23 protein-coding genes are annotated in these 17805 nt (G+C 59.9%); 1 reads left to right on the top strand and 22 read right to left on the bottom strand.

Annotated elements, in window-relative coordinates; translation table 11 throughout:
• Window positions 1–12: 12 nt before the first annotated feature.
• Window positions 13–1224 (bottom strand): tyrosine--tRNA ligase, encoded by a 1212-nt coding sequence (gene tyrS / locus ABCN01_RS00355; protein ID WP_342996445.1) that lies wholly within the window; start codon window positions 1222–1224, stop codon window positions 13–15.
• A gap of 96 nt (window positions 1225–1320) precedes the next feature.
• On the bottom strand, window positions 1321–3279 hold the full coding sequence (locus tag ABCN01_RS00350; RefSeq protein WP_342996447.1) for a U32 family peptidase: 1959 nt from the start codon (window positions 3277–3279) through the stop codon (window positions 1321–1323).
• Window positions 3280–3441: 162 nt separating this feature from the next.
• On the opposite strand from ABCN01_RS00350, the gene ABCN01_RS00345 reads away from it, so the two are divergent.
• Window positions 3442–5643, top strand: coding sequence for a transglycosylase domain-containing protein (locus ABCN01_RS00345; RefSeq protein WP_342996448.1), 2202 nt, complete (start codon window positions 3442–3444; stop codon window positions 5641–5643).
• Window positions 5644–5830: 187 nt separating this feature from the next.
• On the opposite strand, the gene ABCN01_RS00340 is transcribed toward ABCN01_RS00345, so the two are convergent.
• The 20 genes from ABCN01_RS00340 to ABCN01_RS00245 form a co-directional block, all read right to left on the bottom strand.
• On the bottom strand, window positions 5831–6268 hold the full coding sequence (locus ABCN01_RS00340; protein WP_006235280.1) for an arginine repressor: 438 nt from the start codon (window positions 6266–6268) through the stop codon (window positions 5831–5833).
• 132 nt (window positions 6269–6400) lie between these two features.
• On the bottom strand, window positions 6401–7441 hold the full coding sequence (locus ABCN01_RS00335; RefSeq protein WP_343014138.1) for a glycosyltransferase family 2 protein: 1041 nt from the start codon (window positions 7439–7441) through the stop codon (window positions 6401–6403).
• Between the two features lie 161 nt (window positions 7442–7602).
• Window positions 7603–8427, bottom strand: a complete 825-nt coding sequence (truA, locus tag ABCN01_RS00330) for a tRNA pseudouridine(38-40) synthase TruA (protein WP_118270226.1) — start codon at window positions 8425–8427, stop codon at window positions 7603–7605.
• Window positions 8428–8519: 92 nt separating this feature from the next.
• On the bottom strand, window positions 8520–8987 hold the full coding sequence (gene rplQ / locus ABCN01_RS00325; protein ID WP_055287451.1) for a 50S ribosomal protein L17: 468 nt from the start codon (window positions 8985–8987) through the stop codon (window positions 8520–8522).
• Window positions 8988–9017: 30 nt separating this feature from the next.
• A complete protein-coding gene (locus tag ABCN01_RS00320; protein WP_342996450.1) occupies window positions 9018–9959 on the bottom strand; it encodes a DNA-directed RNA polymerase subunit alpha in 942 nt (313 codons plus the stop codon).
• Window positions 9960–9991: 32 nt separating this feature from the next.
• Window positions 9992–10588 (bottom strand): 30S ribosomal protein S4, encoded by a 597-nt coding sequence (gene rpsD / locus ABCN01_RS00315; protein WP_006235275.1) that lies wholly within the window; start codon window positions 10586–10588, stop codon window positions 9992–9994.
• A 19-nt stretch (window positions 10589–10607) separates the two neighbouring features.
• Window positions 10608–11012, bottom strand: a complete 405-nt coding sequence (rpsK, locus tag ABCN01_RS00310; RefSeq protein WP_006235274.1) for a 30S ribosomal protein S11 — start codon at window positions 11010–11012, stop codon at window positions 10608–10610.
• Window positions 11013–11026: 14 nt separating this feature from the next.
• Window positions 11027–11401, bottom strand: a complete 375-nt coding sequence (rpsM, locus tag ABCN01_RS00305; protein WP_022094275.1) for a 30S ribosomal protein S13 — start codon at window positions 11399–11401, stop codon at window positions 11027–11029.
• 14 nt (window positions 11402–11415) lie between these two features.
• Window positions 11416–11529, bottom strand: a complete 114-nt coding sequence (rpmJ, locus tag ABCN01_RS00300; protein WP_006363204.1) for a 50S ribosomal protein L36 — start codon at window positions 11527–11529, stop codon at window positions 11416–11418.
• A 147-nt stretch (window positions 11530–11676) separates the two neighbouring features.
• Window positions 11677–11895 (bottom strand): translation initiation factor IF-1, encoded by a 219-nt coding sequence (gene infA, locus ABCN01_RS00295; RefSeq protein ID WP_035137443.1) that lies wholly within the window; start codon window positions 11893–11895, stop codon window positions 11677–11679.
• Between the two features lie 232 nt (window positions 11896–12127).
• Entirely contained in the window at window positions 12128–12916 is a 789-nt protein-coding gene (gene map, locus ABCN01_RS00290) for a type I methionyl aminopeptidase (RefSeq protein WP_006235270.1), read from the bottom strand.
• On the bottom strand, window positions 12913–13539 hold the full coding sequence (locus tag ABCN01_RS00285) for an adenylate kinase (protein ID WP_055252238.1): 627 nt from the start codon (window positions 13537–13539) through the stop codon (window positions 12913–12915). The genes map and ABCN01_RS00285 overlap by 4 nt, the downstream gene beginning before the upstream one ends.
• 18 nt (window positions 13540–13557) lie before the next feature.
• Window positions 13558–14844, bottom strand: coding sequence for a preprotein translocase subunit SecY (gene secY / locus ABCN01_RS00280; protein ID WP_035137447.1), 1287 nt, complete (start codon window positions 14842–14844; stop codon window positions 13558–13560).
• Window positions 14838–15287 (bottom strand): 50S ribosomal protein L15, encoded by a 450-nt coding sequence (rplO, locus tag ABCN01_RS00275; RefSeq protein WP_006235267.1) that lies wholly within the window; start codon window positions 15285–15287, stop codon window positions 14838–14840. The genes secY and rplO overlap by 7 nt, the downstream gene beginning before the upstream one ends.
• Before the next feature lie 3 nt (window positions 15288–15290).
• A complete protein-coding gene (rpmD, locus tag ABCN01_RS00270; RefSeq protein ID WP_006235266.1) occupies window positions 15291–15473 on the bottom strand; it encodes a 50S ribosomal protein L30 in 183 nt (60 codons plus the stop codon).
• Between the two features lie 2 nt (window positions 15474–15475).
• Window positions 15476–16000, bottom strand: coding sequence for a 30S ribosomal protein S5 (rpsE, locus tag ABCN01_RS00265; RefSeq protein WP_006235265.1), 525 nt, complete (start codon window positions 15998–16000; stop codon window positions 15476–15478).
• A gap of 14 nt (window positions 16001–16014) precedes the next feature.
• Window positions 16015–16383 (bottom strand): 50S ribosomal protein L18, encoded by a 369-nt coding sequence (rplR, locus tag ABCN01_RS00260; protein ID WP_006235264.1) that lies wholly within the window; start codon window positions 16381–16383, stop codon window positions 16015–16017.
• A 75-nt stretch (window positions 16384–16458) separates the two neighbouring features.
• The gene (gene rplF, locus ABCN01_RS00255) at window positions 16459–16995 is read right to left on the bottom strand and encodes a 50S ribosomal protein L6 (protein WP_343014136.1); all 537 of its coding nucleotides are present in this window, start codon (window positions 16993–16995) and stop codon (window positions 16459–16461) included.
• A gap of 33 nt (window positions 16996–17028) precedes the next feature.
• Window positions 17029–17427 carry a 30S ribosomal protein S8 gene (rpsH, locus tag ABCN01_RS00250; protein WP_006235262.1) on the bottom strand — a complete coding sequence of 133 codons (399 nt, stop codon included), beginning with the start codon at window positions 17425–17427 and terminating at the stop codon, window positions 17029–17031.
• 119 nt (window positions 17428–17546) lie between these two features.
• Window positions 17547–17732 carry a type Z 30S ribosomal protein S14 gene (locus tag ABCN01_RS00245; protein WP_022094280.1) on the bottom strand — a complete coding sequence of 62 codons (186 nt, stop codon included), beginning with the start codon at window positions 17730–17732 and terminating at the stop codon, window positions 17547–17549.
• Window positions 17733–17805: the final 73 nt, after the last annotated feature.

Here is a 17805-nt window from a genome sequence, read left to right as displayed (position 1 = left end):
AGAACGGCGGAACTAAATCAACTTGAAGCCCTTGCGCTTGCCCACGGAGAGGGTGTCGCCCAGCATGAGGGCGCTGGGATCGATGTTATAGCTCTTGGGAGCCACGGCCTTGCCGTTGATCTTGACGCCGCCGCCGTCGATATCGCGACGAGCCTGGCCGGCGCTCGCCGAAAGACCCAGGTCCTTGAGCAGGCCGGCGAGGTAGATCTGGCCCTCGTCGTTGACGGTCAGCTCAACGTGCTTCTCGGGGAAGTCGGCGAGCTGGCCCTCCTTGAATACGCGGTCGAACTCGGCCTGAGCCTCGTCGCCGGCGCCGGCGCCGTGGTAGGTGTCGCACAGATCGCGGCCCAGAGCGCGCTTGAGCTCGTAGGGGTCGGCGGAGCCATCGGCCAGGGCGGCGTCGATCTTGTCGACCTCGGCAGGGGTGAGCGAGCTCGCCAGGCGGTAGTACTTGCCAATCATCTCGTCGGGAATGGACATGGTCTTGCCGAACATATCCTTGGGCGCGTCGGTCAGGCCGATGTAGTTACCGTAGGACTTGGACATCTTACGAACGCCATCGGTGCCCTCGAGCAGCGGCATGGTGAGCGCGATCTGGGGCTCCATACCCATCTTCTCCATGAGCTCGCGACCAGCGAGCAGGTTGAAGAGCTGGTCGGTGCCGCCCATCTCCACGTCGGCCTTGATCTGAACGGAGTCGAAGGCCTGCATCACGGGGTACAGGAACTCGTGCAGGGCGATCGGCGTCTGAGACTGGTAGCGCTTAGTAAAGTCGTCGCGCTCAAGAATGCGGGCAACGGTGAACTTGGAGCACACCTGCAGCAGGCCGGCCAGGTCCATCGAAAGGATCCAGTCACCGTTGTGCACGATGGTGGTCTTCTCGGGGTCCAGGATCTTCATGGCCTGGCTCACGTAGGTCTCGGCGTTGGCCTCGATCTGCTCCTGCGAAAGCTGCGGACGCGTGGAGTTCTTGCCCGAGGGATCGCCGATCAGCGCGGTGCCGTTGCCGATGATGAGGGTAACGTTGTGGCCCAGGTCCTGGAACTGGCGCATCTTGCGCAGCGGCACGGCATGGCCCAGGTGCAGGTCGGGGCTGGTGGGGTCGACGCCGAGCTTGATGTTGAGGGGCTCGCCCTTCTCAAGCTTCTTGCGAAGGTCGGCCTCGGGAACGATCTGCGCGGCGCCCGAGGTGATGATACGCATTTGCTCGTCAACAGACAGCATTGGGTATCCTCCTTTTGCTATAGCACCCTCACCGGATACGGCGGTGCTGGAAGTCCATAAACTCTCATATGATAACAAACTGACGCGACGCGGCACCTACGACAGGAAAATCCTCGTCCTGCCGCATGCGTCAATGGCAACTGGCAAACGTGTACCGTCACGCTCGACCAGATAGCGTACCTGCCGACGGCGCAAGCAGTCGCGGCAACGGACCTGTCCCGTCGCATCGGTAGCGCAGACGCCCTCGGCGGTCAGCAGGCAGTGCTCGCACACCATAAGCTCGGGACGGTCGGCGTCGACCGGACCCCAGACGCCGGGTTCAGCAGCCAGTTCGGCAATACGCTCCGCATCATTGCCGAGCAACTCGGCCGGCAAGTACACCCGCCCCGCACCGAGTCCGCGCAGCCAGGTAAGCGTGGCCCGATTCGCGCAGAACACCGGCGCCGCCACGTCAAACGTCACGCCCAGCTCGCGAGCGATCACCACCTGTCCCAGGTTGCGGCAGACAACGCGCCCGGCACGCTGCATCAGTGAGCGGGTCCAGTCAGCGTCACCCGTGCGGCACACCTCGTCAAGCACCACAACAGCGTCGGACAAATCGAGTTCTCCGCGCGGGTCGGCATCCATCAGCTGCCAAGCAAAAACCATGCGAGCGGGAACCGCGCACTCCACCAACTCCGTCGACGCACCGCCATCCACCGCAACGTCCTCAAAGGGCAGCACCTCAACGGCACGCGCAACGGGCGCAATCGCATCCGCCTCGGCCCGCATGCACTCCAACACCGCCGCCGTTTGCCCCAACACGCCGGCGCTGCGAATCAGGTATACCTCGCAGCCCGCGTCCACCTTACGCTTGCAATGCACGACGACGCGCTCCCCCGCTGCGGCATCCACCGGACAGGGCACCTGCGGCCAGCGCTTGGGCACATCGGGACGCGCGTCGGCACCCGGATAGAACCGAATCTCGAGCGTGTCACCCGCCGCCACGGCGGCATCGAGCTCAACGGTCACCTCTTCGTGGCCCACAGCGACCAAGCGCCCCACGCGCACGCCCTGGTTAATTGCGCGCTCAAAGCTCATAAGCTCGGCACCCGAACGTCCTCGCAGGTACGCATCGGTAAACCCACGGTTAAACGACCTTCCCAGCTCGCGCTCGAGCTCTTCCACGGCACCGGGGTCCCACGCGCCGTCGCACAGCATATCGAGTGCCCGGCGCCACACCCGCACCACGTTGAATACGTAATCAGGGTTCTTCATGCGCCCCTCGATCTTGAGCGACGCCACGCCGGCATCTACAAGCTCGGGCAGATGCGCAATACCGAGATAGTCGCGCGGGCACAGCAGGCGATCTCCCTCGACGGCGACAACGCTCTGTCCAGCCTCGTCCACCAGGTCGTACGCCAAACGGCACGGCTGCGTGCAGTCGCCGCGCATCGCCGAGCGCCCACGCCGCAGGGCCGAGAACTCGCACGCCCCCGAATAGCCGATGCAAATCGCACCGTGGCAGAATACCTCGATGGGCACGCCCGTGGCACATAGCGCCGCAATCTCGTCGACCGCCAGCTCGCGTGCCGTCGTCACGCGCTCGACCCCAAGCTCATCGGCGGCAAGCCGCACGGCGCTCTCGCTATGAGCGCCCGCCTGCGTGGACAGGTGAATCTCGACCCCGGGAATCGCCGCGCGCAGCGCGCAGGCCAACCCGGCATCGGCGACAATCAGAGCATCGGCGCCCAACTCCAGTGCATGAGCTCCCAACGCCACCGCGTCGGACAACTCATCGTCAAACACGAACACGTTGAGCGTTACGTACACACGCACGCCATGGGCATGCGCCACGGCGCAGCCGCGCGCAAACTCGTCATCCGTAAAGCCATGGGCGCTCACACGGGCGTTAAAGCCGCCCAACCCCGCATAGATGGCATCGGCACCCGCGGCGATGGCCGCAAGCATCTGGTCGAGTCCGCCCGCCGGCGCCAGCAGCTCGGGCAGCGCCGCACCGGCAGCATCCAATCCAGTCTCGTATTGTCCGCTCGGCCCCATCGTCCGAATCGCCATCGACAAACTCCTTACCAAGGTATGCATTCACTCTGAAAAATGCCGTCTTCCAGCATACACGAGGCCTCGCGCGCCCCGTTTGGTTTATCGTGTAATAACTTATGTCCATCCTGCCCCGACGGCACATCCACCGTCCGGCACGACATACCTGGAGGTCAATATATGGGTCCTCGCCAACGACAGGGACGCAGCCGTTCAAAGACGCATGCTCTGCCCATAATCCTGCTCTCGTTTTTGGGCTTTTTGCTTATCGCGGGCGTGGCGTTTGGCATCGGCATGGTCGGCAACGTCAACCGCTGGCTGTCCGATCTGCCCGACTACACCGACGCCAACGCGTATCTGGTGAGCGAGCCCACCGAGATCGTCGACTGCAACGGCAACAAGATTGCGAGCTTCTACACGCAAAACCGCAAGTCTATCACCAAGAACGAGGTCTCCCCCTACGTGCTGCAGGGCACCGTTGACGTCGAGGACGAGCGCTTCTACGAGCACGGCGGTATCGACCTGTGGGGTATCGCGCGTGCTGCGGTGGCAACCCTCGGCGGCGGGCACGAAGGCGCCTCGACTATCACCCAGCAGCTGGTGCGCAACACCATCCTGCAGGAGGAGCAGTTCGACTCGACCATCGAGCGTAAGGTGCGCGAGGCCTACATCGCCGTCAAGATGGAGGACATGTACTCCAAAGACGAGATCCTCATGATGTACCTCAACACCATCTACTACGGTCACGGCGCCTACGGCATCGAGGCCGCAGCCGAAACCTATCTGTCCAAGAGCGCCGCCGACCTCACCCTGAGCGAGGCCGCACTGCTCATCGGCCTTCCCAACTCGCCCTCGCAGTACGACCCCACGGTCAACCCCGACCTGGCGCTGTCCCGTCGCAACAAGGTCCTTGACAACATGTTGCGCCTGGGCCACATCACGCAGGAGGAGCACGATGCCGCACAGGCCGAGCCCATCACCCTCAACGTGACCGAGATTTCGGGCAGCGGCGTCGACGTATACTCGCAGCCCTACTTTGTCGCCTATGTTAAGCAGCTGCTGGAGCAGGAGTTCTCGACCGACGTGCTCTTTAAGGGCGGCCTGACCGTCAAGACCACCATCGACCCCACGATGCAGCAGGTGGCAGAGAATGCCGTCCGCGAGCAGCTCGACACACTCTCACTCGACGGCCTGGACATGGGCATGGTCGTCGTCGACCCCAAGACCGGCTACATCAAGTGCATGGTGGGCGGCTACGACTACAACGCCGACGAGAACCACGTAAACCATGCCACGGCCAAGCGTCCCGTCGGCTCCACCTTTAAGGCTTTTACGCTGGCAACTGCCATCCAAAACGGCATGAACCCCAACGTCACCCTCAACTGCAACTCGCCGCTCAAGGCCAAGGGCACCACGACCGAGGTCCAAAACTACGCCAACCATAGCTATGGCAACATCACGCTTAAGCAGGCAACGGCATACTCCTCCAACACCGGCTACATCCAGGTGGCGGAAGCCGTCGGCAACAGCAAGATCATCTCGCTCGTCAAAAAGCTCGGCATCGATCCCGCCAAGGACAACATCGAGGACGTTCCCGTCATGACCCTCGGCACCGGCTCGATCTCGCCGCTCGAGATGGCCGCCGCCTACGCGACGTTTGCCAACGGCGGCTACTATCGCCAGCCGATCGCCATCACCGAGATTGACTCTCGTACCGGTTCGGTGCTGTACCAGCATACCGACAATCCCTCACAGGTGCTTACCGAGGGCGAGGCCGCCGCGGTCACCGATGTTCTGTCCGGCGTCATGCAGGGCGGCGGCACGGGTGCTGCCGGTGCCCTGAGCGTCAACCAGCCCTATGCCGGCAAGACGGGCACCACCGACAACACCACCAACCTGTGGTTCTGCGGCTATACCCCGCAGCTGGCGTGCGCCCTGTGGACCGGCTATTCCGCGGGCGAGATCCCCATCCAAAAATACGGCACAGACCTGCTGGGCGACAGCACCAACCTGCCTGTCTTTAAGCGGTTTATGAACACCGTTCTGACCGGTACCGAGCGCGAGGAGTTTGCGACCGGAACGGCTCCCACCTACAAGAACAACAGCGTCTGGAAGTTCTACGGCACCAACAACACCAAGAAGACGGAGAACGACGACAAGGACGAGGACGAGGACGAGGACGAAGAGGAAACCACCACCACAACGACTACCACGACGACCACGACCACCGAGACCACGGGCGGCGACACCACCGGCGGCACCGGTACCACCGGTGGCTCGACGGGCGGATCCACTGGTGGTTCGACCGGCGGCGATGGCGGCACGCCTACGCCCACACCCACTCCCGACCCCTCGCCCACGCCTGACGATACGGTCGGCTAGAAATCATCCGGCCATAAGCAACAAGGCCCCCGAGCAGCTTATTAAACTGCTCGGGGGCCTTTTTAGTTTAAAGCGACCTGATGGGCGGTCTATATACCGGCAGAAAAAAAGGGGTACCGACCAACGTCGATACCCCTTACAAGCCACGATGTCAGCGCGCACAGTGCCGAGCGCACGACCCGCACGCCTACTTGCGAGAATTGCTCAGCTTATTGATCAGCGCCTCAAGACGCTCGCCGTCCTCGGCCGTCTGGGCAATAACCAAAATCGTATCGTTGCCGGCAAGCGAGCCAAGCACATCGGGCAGCTCTGCCGCATCAACAGCGGCGGCGATGCCGGAAGCCGTGCCAGGCTGAGCCTTAATCATAACCAGATTATCGGTACGCAGAACGCCCGTTACGAGCTCGGAAACCATACGCTGCAGGTGCAGGTCCTCTGCCAGAACATAGATGCCCTCAGGGAGCTTACGCAGCCCCATATCGGCAATATCGCGAGAGACAGTCGCCTGCGTGCAATCAAAGCCCATAGCGCGGAGCTCATCGACCAGCACGCGCTGCGTGCGGACGTCCTTATTGCGCACAATATCTCTAATGGCATCCTGGCGCCCATTGCGTTTTTTAGCCATACAAACCCTCTCTCCAAAAGATGGCGGAGACAATCAATCAGTGATTGAATAGTTTAACGCTATTTGAAGGCTTTTGTGTATAAGAACGCATTTCGAAACAATTCTATGCAAATTTGTTTCGAAATGAGCCGTTTAGGCGGTTTTTGCGCCCGTCCGGTTAAGAAAAGCTGCCAGATGCGTACACATCACGCAGCGCGCGGGCTTGGCGCTGGCGATCGGCCCAAACAACAGACCGAGTCCCCGATGGTTATCCTTGAGCGCGGCGACCATCTGACGGGTTCGAGGCGCCTCGAGCATATCACGCATGCGGGCGGAACGCTCGATTGACGACACTCCATGCGGGCTCAGACACAAATTCTCGATGCAGGCGACCAGTCCGGCGAAGTAGAACTTTTGGCTTGCCAGCTTGAGCCGACCACCGCTATCTGCTTCCGAGAGTGAGTCCGCAAGCTCGTCGAGCGCTCGAGTGTCATCGGATATCCTGGCATACATGGTGGGATCAAAGGCATCTGTAAGCTTAGGTGCCACCGCGTGGAAACAAGCGTCGCCGCAGCCGGACACGAATCGTGCCTGCGAGAGCGCATAAGCCATAAACTCAACCGTACGGTACGCCTTGCCACGCGACAGGCATGCTTCAAACAGCGGACGGCTATACATCACGCCAGAGGTCTGAGCGACTAGGCCGTCCAAAATCAACTGAGGCAGCCCGGCCACCATCGAAGATTTGCCATCAATGGAAATATGAGTAGCATCCAAGACGCGCGAATGACGCTCGCGATGCGCATCGTATCGATCGAGCGACACCGAGGGGAGCACAATGTCTGCCGCAGTATCGCACGCGATATCGACCATCTTGGAAAGGGCCTGCGGAGCAAACCACTCATCGGCGTTCATGGCGATGATGTGAGAGCCGCGCGAGGCATCAAAACCGGCACGAAGACAAGCGCCGCGCTTCGCGTCCTCGACATCAATCAAATCAATATGGATGTCCCTGTCGGCAGCAACTTGAAGCGAATGGCGCACACCGGGCGCAGCATCGCGGCAGACAACGACAATCTGCAAATCATAGAGGTCTTGGTTCTGGATACTCTCGAGCGCACGCATCGCATAGCTGGGCAAACCTTCTACTACAAGGATCACCGAAAGTCGCGGATGCGAGCCACGTCGAACCAAGTTATCCGTCCTCTCGACAGCAATGAATCAAACTGTCGTTCATGGTACACCCCGGCAATAAAAGCAATGAGACACCGGTTGCACTGCACGCCAAGAACAGATGTTGCACACGCGCAGCCCACAGATGACAGGTGCCGACGAACGGCGCGTCGAGCCCTCCCCTAGTCGAGCACGACAAGCTCGGCGGGATCGTAATCCACGCCCATAAACGTAAGGCCGCAGGCAGGAGCCGTGGGGCCCGCAGCGGTACGATCGCAAGCATCGATGACCTCGCGCATCCACTCGGGTTCACGGCGATGCATGCCAATCTCGACAAGCGTGCCAACGATCGTACGGACCATCGAATGCAGAAACGCATTGCCCTCGATGGTAAACGTCAGGATGTCCTCGCCAAACGCAACCTCATGGCCAAACTCGGCGCGCATTACGCAGCGGTGCGTAGGTTTGCCCACGGCAGAGGCAACCTTGCAAAAGCTTTTAAAGTCCTGCTCGCCCAAAAGCGCAGGGCAGGCGGCCGCCATCGCATCGACGTCGAGGGGATAGCGATGCCACCACACAGCACCGCGTGACAGCACGGGCCGCGCATCACGATCGGCAATGCGATAGGTGTAAGTGCGAGAGCGCGCGTCAAAGCGCGCAGAAAAGCCCTTACGGGCCCTGTAGACCTCGTTTATGGCGATATCTTTGGGCAGCAGGGCATCCATAGCCCGCAGCCACCTACGGCGCGTACACGCGAGCTCAGCGTCCGTTACGGGCACGCTGATGTACTGAGCCACGGCATGTACGCCGGCATCGGTACGCCCCGCGCACGTCAGATCGATCGGGCGGCGCAGGAGCGTCTCGATAGCGCGGCGCAGCTCGCCCGCAACCGTCGTCTGACCGGGCTGCTCGGCAAAGCCGCTGTAGGACGAGCCATCGTAGGCCACGCGGAAAACGAGCGTGGCATCGAGCTCAGGAATCGAATTGAAATCAGACGGCGCGGTCATGGACGCTCCCAACAAACAGGCAATGGCATTTCGACAAAAAAAGAGGGGTACGCGAACGTACCCCTCGAATATAGCCTATGCAGACGGATTGTCTACTCAGCGGTCTCCTCAGCAGGAGCCTCCTCGGCAGCCTCGACCTTCTTGGGAGCAGCGGCCTTCTTGGGGGCCGGAGCAGCCTTCTTAGCCTTAGGCGTGCAAGGCTCGGTGACGAGCTCCATGATAACGATGGGAGCGTTGTCGCCCTTGCGGTTACCGAGCTTCATGATGCGGGTGTAACCGCCGTTGCGGTCCTGCCACATGCCCTGAGCAGCCTTGTCGAAGATCTCGGCAACGAGCTGCTTATCGCCGAGCTTGGCGATAGCCAGACGACGAGAGTGCAGGTCGCCCTTCTTGGCCCAAGTGATGATCGGGTCGACGACCGAACGCAGCGCCTTAGCGCGGGTCTCGGTGGTCTTGATGCGGTCGTTCTCGAAGAGGGCCTTAGCAAGGCTCTTCTTCATGGCCTTGGTGTGGCTCGCATCGGTGCCGAGCTTCAGGCCCTTCTTAACGTTGTGACGCATGGTCTAGTTTCTCCTCAAATATGCGAAGCATTAAGCCTTCAGGCTCAGGCCCATGGACTCAAGCTTGTCCTTCACTTCCTCGATCGACTTAACACCGAAGTTACGGATGTTGAGCAGATCGTTCTCCGAGAACTCAACGAGCTGACGGACCGAGTGAATGCTGGCGCGCTTAAGGCAGTTGTAGGAACGGACGGAAAGGTCCAGATCCTCGATCTGCTTGTCCAGCTCGGCGTTGTCGTTGGTGGCCTCGGGAGCGAAGATCGAAGCCTCCTCCTCGACCTCGGGGGTCTCGGCAAGGTTCATAAAGGCGGCCATATGCTGGTTGATGATATTGGCAGCCTGGACCACGGCGTCGCGCGGGGCGATGGAGCCGTTGGTCTCGATCTCGAGGACAAGGCGGTCGTAGTCGGTGTGCTGACCGACACGGCAAGCCTCAACGAGCTTGGCGCAACGGGAAACCGGCGAGTACAGCGAGTCGACGTGGATCACACCGATGGGATCGTTGTCGCGCTTGTTGGCCTCGCCAGAAACATAGCCGCGGCCATAGCCGATGCGCATGCTCATGGTGAGATGGCCACCCTCGGTCAGCGTAGCGATGTGCTGCTCGGGGTTGACCAGCTCAAACTCGGACGGAATAAAGAAGTCCGCACCGGTGACCTCGCAGGGGCCGTCAACCGAGATGGTGGCGGTCGCCTCGTCGGTCGTGCCGAGAGCCCTGAAGACAAGACCCTTGACATTCAGGACGATGTCGGTGACATCCTCGACCATGTTAGGGATGGTCATGAACTCGTGCTGCGCGCCATCGATCTGAATAGCCTCGACGGCGGCACCCTCGAGCGAGGACAGAAGAACGCGACGAAGGGAGTTACCCAGCGTATCGCCGTAGCCACGCTCGAGCGGCTCGACGGAGACACGAGCAGACGTCTCGTTGATCTCTTCGACCTGAACCTGAGGCCTAATGAATTCTGACATGTATTACCTCCAGCCTCAGCAGCCCGGATGGACTACTTAGAGTAGAGCTCGACGATGAGCTGCTCGTTGATATCACCGCTGATCTGCTCACGCGTCGGCAGAGCGAGCACGTTACCAGACAGCTTCTCGATATCGACCTCGAGCCAGCCAGGGACCTCAAAGCGCTCGGAGGAAATCAGAGCCTCCTTGATGGGGAGGAGGTCACGGAACTTCTCGCCGACAGCGACGACGTCGCCGGCCTTGACGCGGTAGGACGGGATGTCCACGCGCTTGCCGTTCACGGTGAAGTGACCGTGACGGACGGACTGACGAGCCTCTTTGCGGGTGCGGGCGAAGCCAAGACGGAAGACGACGTTGTCGAGGCGAGACTCAAGGATGATCATGAGGTTCTCACCGGTGACGCCGTTCATCTTACGGGCCTTGTTGAAGTAGCCGTGGAACTGCTTCTCCAGAACGCCATAGATGAACTTGACCTTCTGCTTCTCGCGCAGCTGCATGCCGTACTCAGATTCCTTACGACGGCGCTTGGGCTGACGGATAGATTCCTTCTTGCTGCTGTAACCGAGCTCAGCGGGATCGATCCCGAGCTGACGGCAGCGCTTAAGAACAGGAGTCCTGTCGATTGCCATATTGATACGATCCTTTCAGTTACACGCGGCGACGCTTCTTGGGGCGGCAGCCGTTGTGCGGAATGGGGGTCTTGTCCTGGATGCTCGAGACCTCGAGGCCAGCAGCCTGGAGGGAGCGGATGGCGGTCTCACGACCGGAGCCGGGGCCCTTGACGAAGACGGAAACCTTCTTCATACCGTGCTCCATGGCCTGCTTGGCAGCAGCCTCGGCAGCCATCTGGGCAGCGAACGGCGTGGACTTACGGGAGCCCTTGAAGCCCACCTGGCCAGCCGACTTCCAGGAAATGACGTTGCCCTGGGGATCGGTGATCGAAACGATCGTGTTGTTGAACGTAGAACGAATGTGAGCCTGGCCCACGGAAATGTTCTTACGGTCCGCGCGCTTCAGACGGGCAGCGCGAACGTTCTTCTTAGCAGTAGCCATCTATCTAGCGCTCCTTATTTCTTCTTCTTAGCACCGATCTGACGCTTCGGGCCCTTGCGGGTACGAGCGTTAGTGTGGGTGCGCTGGCCGCGGACCGGGAGGCCCTTGCGGTGACGAAGGCCGCGGTTGCAGCCGATGTCCATAAGGCGCTTGACGTTCTGGTTGCGCTCACGGCGGAGGTCGCCCTCAACCATGATCTGATTCTTATCGATATAATCGCGGATGGCGTTAACCTCATCCTCGGTGAGGTCCTTAACGCGCGTGTCCACGTTAACGTTGCACTCGACGCAGATCTTCGTCGCAGTGGTGCGGCCGATGCCGTAAATGTAGGTCAGACCGATCTCAACGCGCTTCTCACGCGGGAGGTCGACACCATTAATACGGGCCAACGTAGTCTCCTCTCTTAACCCTGACGCTGCTTATGACGGGGGTTCTCGCAAATGACGAGGACCTTGCCATGGCGCCTAATGATTTTGCACTTATCGCACATCTTCTTGACCGAAGGACGTACCTTCATCGTTCTTCCTTTCGGTAGCGCTCAAACTACTTCCCTACTATCTACTCGCCCAGCCGCAGGCGTTTAAAACTATGGCTGGTCTTCACACGCAAACCGACCGTAGGTTGAGCTAAGCCTGCAGTCGGAATAGAGCGTGTATGCGTGTCGCTATTTATAGCGATAGGTGATGCGACCGCGGGTCAGGTCGTACGGGGAAAGCTCCACGACAACCCTGTCACCGGGGAGAATACGGATGTAATTCATTCGGATCTTGCCAGAAATGTTACACAGAACTGAATGACCGTTCTCGAGCTCGACCTTAAACATGGCATTGGGCAGCGGTTCCTTTACCGTACCCTCGAGCTCAATTGCGTCTTCCTTCTTCACAAGCAATCATCTTTCTCTAGAAAACGACAGCGATTGAGTATTGTACAACACGTATGCACGCATCGTAATAACTTCGTAATGGCTCCACAACTAAGTGGAACTTGTTACATTTGAAATGTAAAACAAAGCCGTTCCCTGATGTCCAAGATCGCCTTGAAATGAGAAGGCATAGACCTTGGGGTCATGCCTTCGAAATTGAAAGGCGAGGTTGGGCATCAGGGGGCGGCGACTTTTACATTTCACCGCCTTGCAAGGAACACCAAGCACCTTGGGCATCCGTGGTGAGAATCACCGGACCGTCATTGGTAATGGCGACGGTGTTCTCGTAGTGCGCGGCGGGCAGATGGTCGTTGGTCGTAACAATCCAACCGTCGGAGCCCGTGCTCACATGGTTGGAACCCATCGTAACCATCGGCTCGATGGCAATGACCATGCCGGCCTGGAGGCGAACGCCCCTCCCCTTCTTTCCATAGTTAGGAACATTGGGGTCCTCGTGCATCACGCGGCCAATGCCATGGCCCACATAATCACGAAGCACGCCGTAACCGTGAGACTCGGCGAGGGACTGAACGGCATAACCGACGTCCCCGATATGGTTACCGGGAACAGCCTGCTCAATGGCAGCCTTAAGGCAATCACGCGTGACCTCGCACAAAGCCTTGGCTTCGGGCGTGGGGGTGCCGACGAAAAACGTCCAAGCGTTATCGCCGACCCAACCGTCGACAACGGCTCCCGTATCGATGGAGATGATATCGCCATCGCGCAGAATCATGTCGGGGTTGGGAATACCGTGGACCACGGCATCGTTGATTGATGCGCAAATGGTCCCCGGGAACCCGCCGTAACCCTTAAAGGCCGGGGTGCCGCCATGCATGCGGATAATCTGCTCCGCGAGCTGATCGAGCTCAAAAGTCGAAACGCCGGGGCGCACCATGGCTCCAACGTGGCGGAGCGCCATCTTAGATAGCGCTCCTGCCTTCTTCATCTGCTCGATTTGCGTTGCAGACTTAATCTTGATCATAGACCGAGAGCCTCTTTGACATCCCCGTACACGGTCTCACGAGCCTGGTCACCGTTGACCGACTTGAGCAGACCCTGGCCACGATAGTAGTCGACGAGCGGACTCGTGGACTTCTCGTAGACGTCGAGACGGTTCTTGATGGTCTCGGGCTTGTCGTCGTCGCGCTGATACATCTCGCCTGCGCACTTGGGGCAGGTAGCATCGGCAGCGGTGCCGGTGTAACCGCAGGCGCGGCAGGTGCGACGCGAAGACAGACGATCGATAATGACCTCGGGGGCCACATCGACCAGAAGGGCACAGTCGATCTCGCGACCCATGGCGGAAAGCTCGGAATCGAGCGTCACAGCCTGGGCGGTGTTGCGCGGGAAGCCGTCGAGGATGAAGCCCTGCTGGGCGTCATCGGCGGCAAGGCGCTCCTTGACAAGGTCGATCACGAGCTGGTCGGGAACGAGCTCGCCAGCGTCCATGTACTTCTTAGCCTGAATACCAAGCTCGGTGCCACCCTTGACGGCAGCACGCAGCAGGTCGCCCGTGGAAATATGGGCGACGCCAAACTCGGCGACGAGCTCCTGTGCGACGGTGCCCTTACCGGCACCCGGAGCTCCGAGCAATACGAGGTTCATGAGCAATCCTCCTCTAGCCTATTTAAAGAATCCATCGTAATCATACATCTTGATCTGGCCTTCGAGCTTATCGACCGTGTCGAGCACGACGCCGACCATGATGAGGATGGACGTGCCGCCAAATGCCTGGATCAGATGGTTACCCGTGAAGGAGAAGATGATCGAAGGCACGATGGCGATGAGCGCCAAAAAGACAGCGCTGGGAAGCGTGATCTTGTTGAGCGCGTTCTTGATGTAGGCCGCGGTAGCCCTACCCGGACGGACGCCCGGAATAAAGCCGCCCTGCTTCTTAAGGTTATCGGCCGTGTCATCGGGGTTGAACACCATGGAGGTGTAGAAGTACGCGAAGAACACGATGAGGACAACGTTAAGCACCCAGTTGAGCCAACCGGTCGAAAGCGCGGAGGCAACTGCCTGAATCCAGCCGATACCGGGGAAGAACACGGCAATCTGAGCCGGGAAGTACAGCAGCGCCGAAGCGAAGATGATCGGCACGACACCCGCGGTGTTGACCTTGATGGGCAGGTAGGTGGTCTGGCCACCCATCATGCGACGGCCCACGACGCGCTTAGCGTAGGAGACCGGGATGCGGCGCTGGCCGCGCTCAAGGAAAACAATCAGCGGGATAACCAGCAGGATGATGGCGCAGATGATCACCATGGTGATGATGCCACCGGCATTGCCCTCGGTGCTGGAGAAGATAGCCTGCGGCAGACCGGCCATGATGTTCGCAAAGATGATCAGCGACATGCCATTGCCGATACCGCGCTGGGTGATGAGCTCACCAATCCACATGATCAGCATGGCGCCCGCGGTGAGCGTACCGACGATCATGAGGTCGAAGATGATCTCGGGAGCACCGGCGCCATTAAAGCTGATGCCGAAGCTCTTAAAGAGGAAGAGGTAGCCCACGGAGTTGAGGATTGCCAGAGCCAGGGTGAGGTAACGCGAATACTGCGTAATCTTGGTCTGACCGACCTCGCCCTCGCGGGCAAGCTCATGCAGGGAAGGCACGACGGCCTGGAGCATCTGGAGGATGATCGAGCTGGTGATGTAAGGCATGATGCCCAGCGAAAACACCGACACATAGCTCAACGCGCCGCCAGAGAAAAGATTCAGGAGGGCCATAGCACCTGCGGCGACCGAATTGTTATCGGTCGAGAAAAGGCCCAGCATCCCCTGGAAGGGAATGCCGGGCACAGGAACGTGCGCACCAATGCGGTACACGACGAGCATAGCTATGGTAAAAAGAATCTTTTCGCGCAATTCTTTGATGCGGAAAGCATTCTTAAGACCATTTAGCACGGCAGCTCGACCTTTCCGCCGGCGGCCTCGATCTTGGCCTGCGCAGAAGCGCTGACCTTGTCGACCTTGACCGTGAACTTCTTGGTGAGCTCACCATTGCCGAGCACCTTGACGGGCTCGAACTCGCTCTTGGTGATGCGAGCGGCCTTAAGAGCGGCACCGTCGATCACAGCGCCGTCCTCGAACTTACGCTCGAGACGCTCAACGTTAACAGCGGTGTACTCGATACGACGGGGGTTACGGAAGCCCGGAAGCTTGGGCAGGCGCATAGCCAGCGGAGTCTGGCCACCCTCGAAGCCGGCACCCTTGGTGCCGCCAGAGCGGGAACCCTGGCCCTTCTGACCGCGGCCAGAAGTGGTGCCGTGACCCGAAGAATTGCCACGGCCGACGCGCTTGCGGTTCTTGGTGGAACCGGGCGCGGGAGTAAGATCGTGAAGCTGCATTTGCTACTCCTCTACAATCTCGACAAGGTGCTTGACCTTGAAGATCATGCCGCGGACGGACTCGTTGTCAGCAATCTCGCGAACCTCGCGGATCCTGTGGAGACCGAGGGCACGGACAGTACGGACCTGGTCCTGCTTGCAACCGTTGGTGCTGCGGACCTGCTTGATCTTGATGGTGTCAGCCATGCTTAGTTCTCCTTACCGACGAACATCTCGGAGACCGTCAGGCCACGGCGAGCCGCGACGTCCTCAGGGCTGGAGAGCTCCTTGAGGCCCTCGACGGCAGCCTTGATGATGTTGAGGCCGTTGTCGGTACCGAGGGACTTGGACAGGACGTTCTTGATGCCAGCAAGCTCAAAGAGGGGACGCACAGCGCCGCCGGCGATAACGCCGGTACCCTCGACAGCGGGCTTGATGATGATGCGGCCGGCACCAAAGTGGCCGAGAACCTCGTGCGGGATGGTGCCCTGCTCGGTCACCGGCACGTGGAACATGTTCTTCTTGGCATCGAGAGACGCCTTGGAGATGGCCATGGGCACCTCAGCGGACTTGCCCATGCCAACGCCGACGTTGCCCTTGCCGTCGCCAACGACGACGAGAGCGACGAGGCTCATGCGACGACCACCCTTGACGGTCTTCGACACGCGGTTGATGTAAACGACGCGCTCCTCGAACTCGGAGGCCTCGCGCTGCTGCTTCTGATTACGAGCCATGTGCTACATACCTCCTAGAACTCGAGACCGGCGGCACGAGCACCGTCGGCGAGGGCCTTGACGCGGCCATGGTAGATACGGCCACCGCGATCGAAGGCGACCTTGGTGATGCCGGCCTCGATGGCGCGCTTGCCAACGAGCTGACCGACCTTCTCCGCAGCCTCCTTGTTCGAGGTGTGGGTGCCCTTGAACTCGGCCTCGAGGGTCGAGGCGGAGACGAGCGTCAGGCTGGAGCCCTTGCTGTCGTCGATGATCTGGGCATAGATGTTGGCGTTAGTACGGGTCACGCGAAGACGCGGACGCTCGGAGGTACCCGAGACCTTGCCGCGAACACGACGCTGACGACGCTTGAGGCCTTCCAGCTTCGCCTTATGCTTGTTCATACGTAAACTCCTAAAAAGGTTGATCTTGCCAGCACCTGACGGGGTGCTGGTCTTATGCGAGTGAGTCGGTTACGACTACTTGGCGGCCTTACCCAGCTTGCGGCGGATGTGCTCGCCAACGTAGTGGATACCCTTGCCCTTGTAAGGCTCGGGAGGACGATGGCCGCGGATCTCAGCGGCGATCCGACCGACCTGCTGCTTGTTGATACCCTTGACGTTCACGTGGGTGTTGTCGGGAACCTCGAAGGTGATGCCCTCGGGAGCCTCGACGATCACGGGGTGCGAGAAGCCCAGGGAGAACTCGAGGTTCTTGCCCTTCTGCTGCACGCGGTAACCGACGCCGGCGAGCTCGAGCTTCTTCTCGAAGCCCTCGGAAACGCCAACAACCATGTTGTGGATGAGGGCACGGGTGAGGCCGTGGCGGGCACGGGTCTCACGCTCGTCGTCGGGACGGGAAACGGTGAGGACGTTGTCCTCGACGTTGATAGCGAGCTTCTCAAAGACATCGAGCTCGAGCTGGCCCTTGGGGCCCTTGACGACAACGTTGTTGCCGTTGACTGCCACTTCGACTCCGGCGGGAATCTGGACAGGCTTATTACCGATACGAGACACGGTGATCTCCTTTCCTTCTACCTACCGAGCGAATTACCAGACGTAAGCGATGATCTCGCCGCCGACGTTGTGCTTGCGAGCATCGCGGTCGGTCATGACGCCATGGCTGGTGGAAATAATGGCGGTACCAAGGCCACCGCGGACGCGGGGCATGTCGGCAACGCCGGTGTACTTACGCAGGCCCGGCTTGGAAATGCGGCGGATGCCGTTGATGACCTTAGCCTTCTTGGGACCATACTTAAGCGTGATGTGCAGAGTCTTCTGGGGAACGGTGTCCTCGACATCGTAGCCCTCGATGTAGCCCTCCTCGTGCAGAACACGAGCGATCTCGACGAGCTTCTTGCTGCTCGGCATGGAGACCGTGGCCTTGTTCACAGAGTTAGCGTTACGGATGCGCGTAAGCATATCTGCGATCGGGTCTGTAAGGTTCATACAGATTCTCCTTCGTTCTTGATGAACACGTGCTCTTGGTTCTTCGCCGCCCTTAACGGCAAAGCCTTTTTAGCGCGTTTTCCCTGTTCCAAACTGATGCTTGAAACGCTGGTAGTGACTTACCAGCTGGCCTTCTTAACGCCGGGAAGCTCGCCCTTGAGTGCAAGCTCGCGGAAGCAGACACGGCACAGGCCGAACTTGCGGTACACAGAGTGCGGACGGCCGCAGCGCTGGCAGCGCGTGTACTCACGAGTAGAGAACTTCTGCTTGCGATTGCACTTGACGATCATCGATGTCTTAGCCACTTATATCCTCCTCACATAGAGTATTGTTCGCCCCAAGCGCCGCCCCCTTGTGGGAACGGCGCTTATAGGGCAG

Source organism: Collinsella aerofaciens (genome assembly GCF_039062365.1).
Lineage (GTDB): Bacteria > Actinomycetota > Coriobacteriia > Coriobacteriales > Coriobacteriaceae > Collinsella.
The sequence above is the reverse complement of the archived record's forward strand: the minus strand, read 5'-3'. Positions and strand labels throughout refer to the sequence as shown.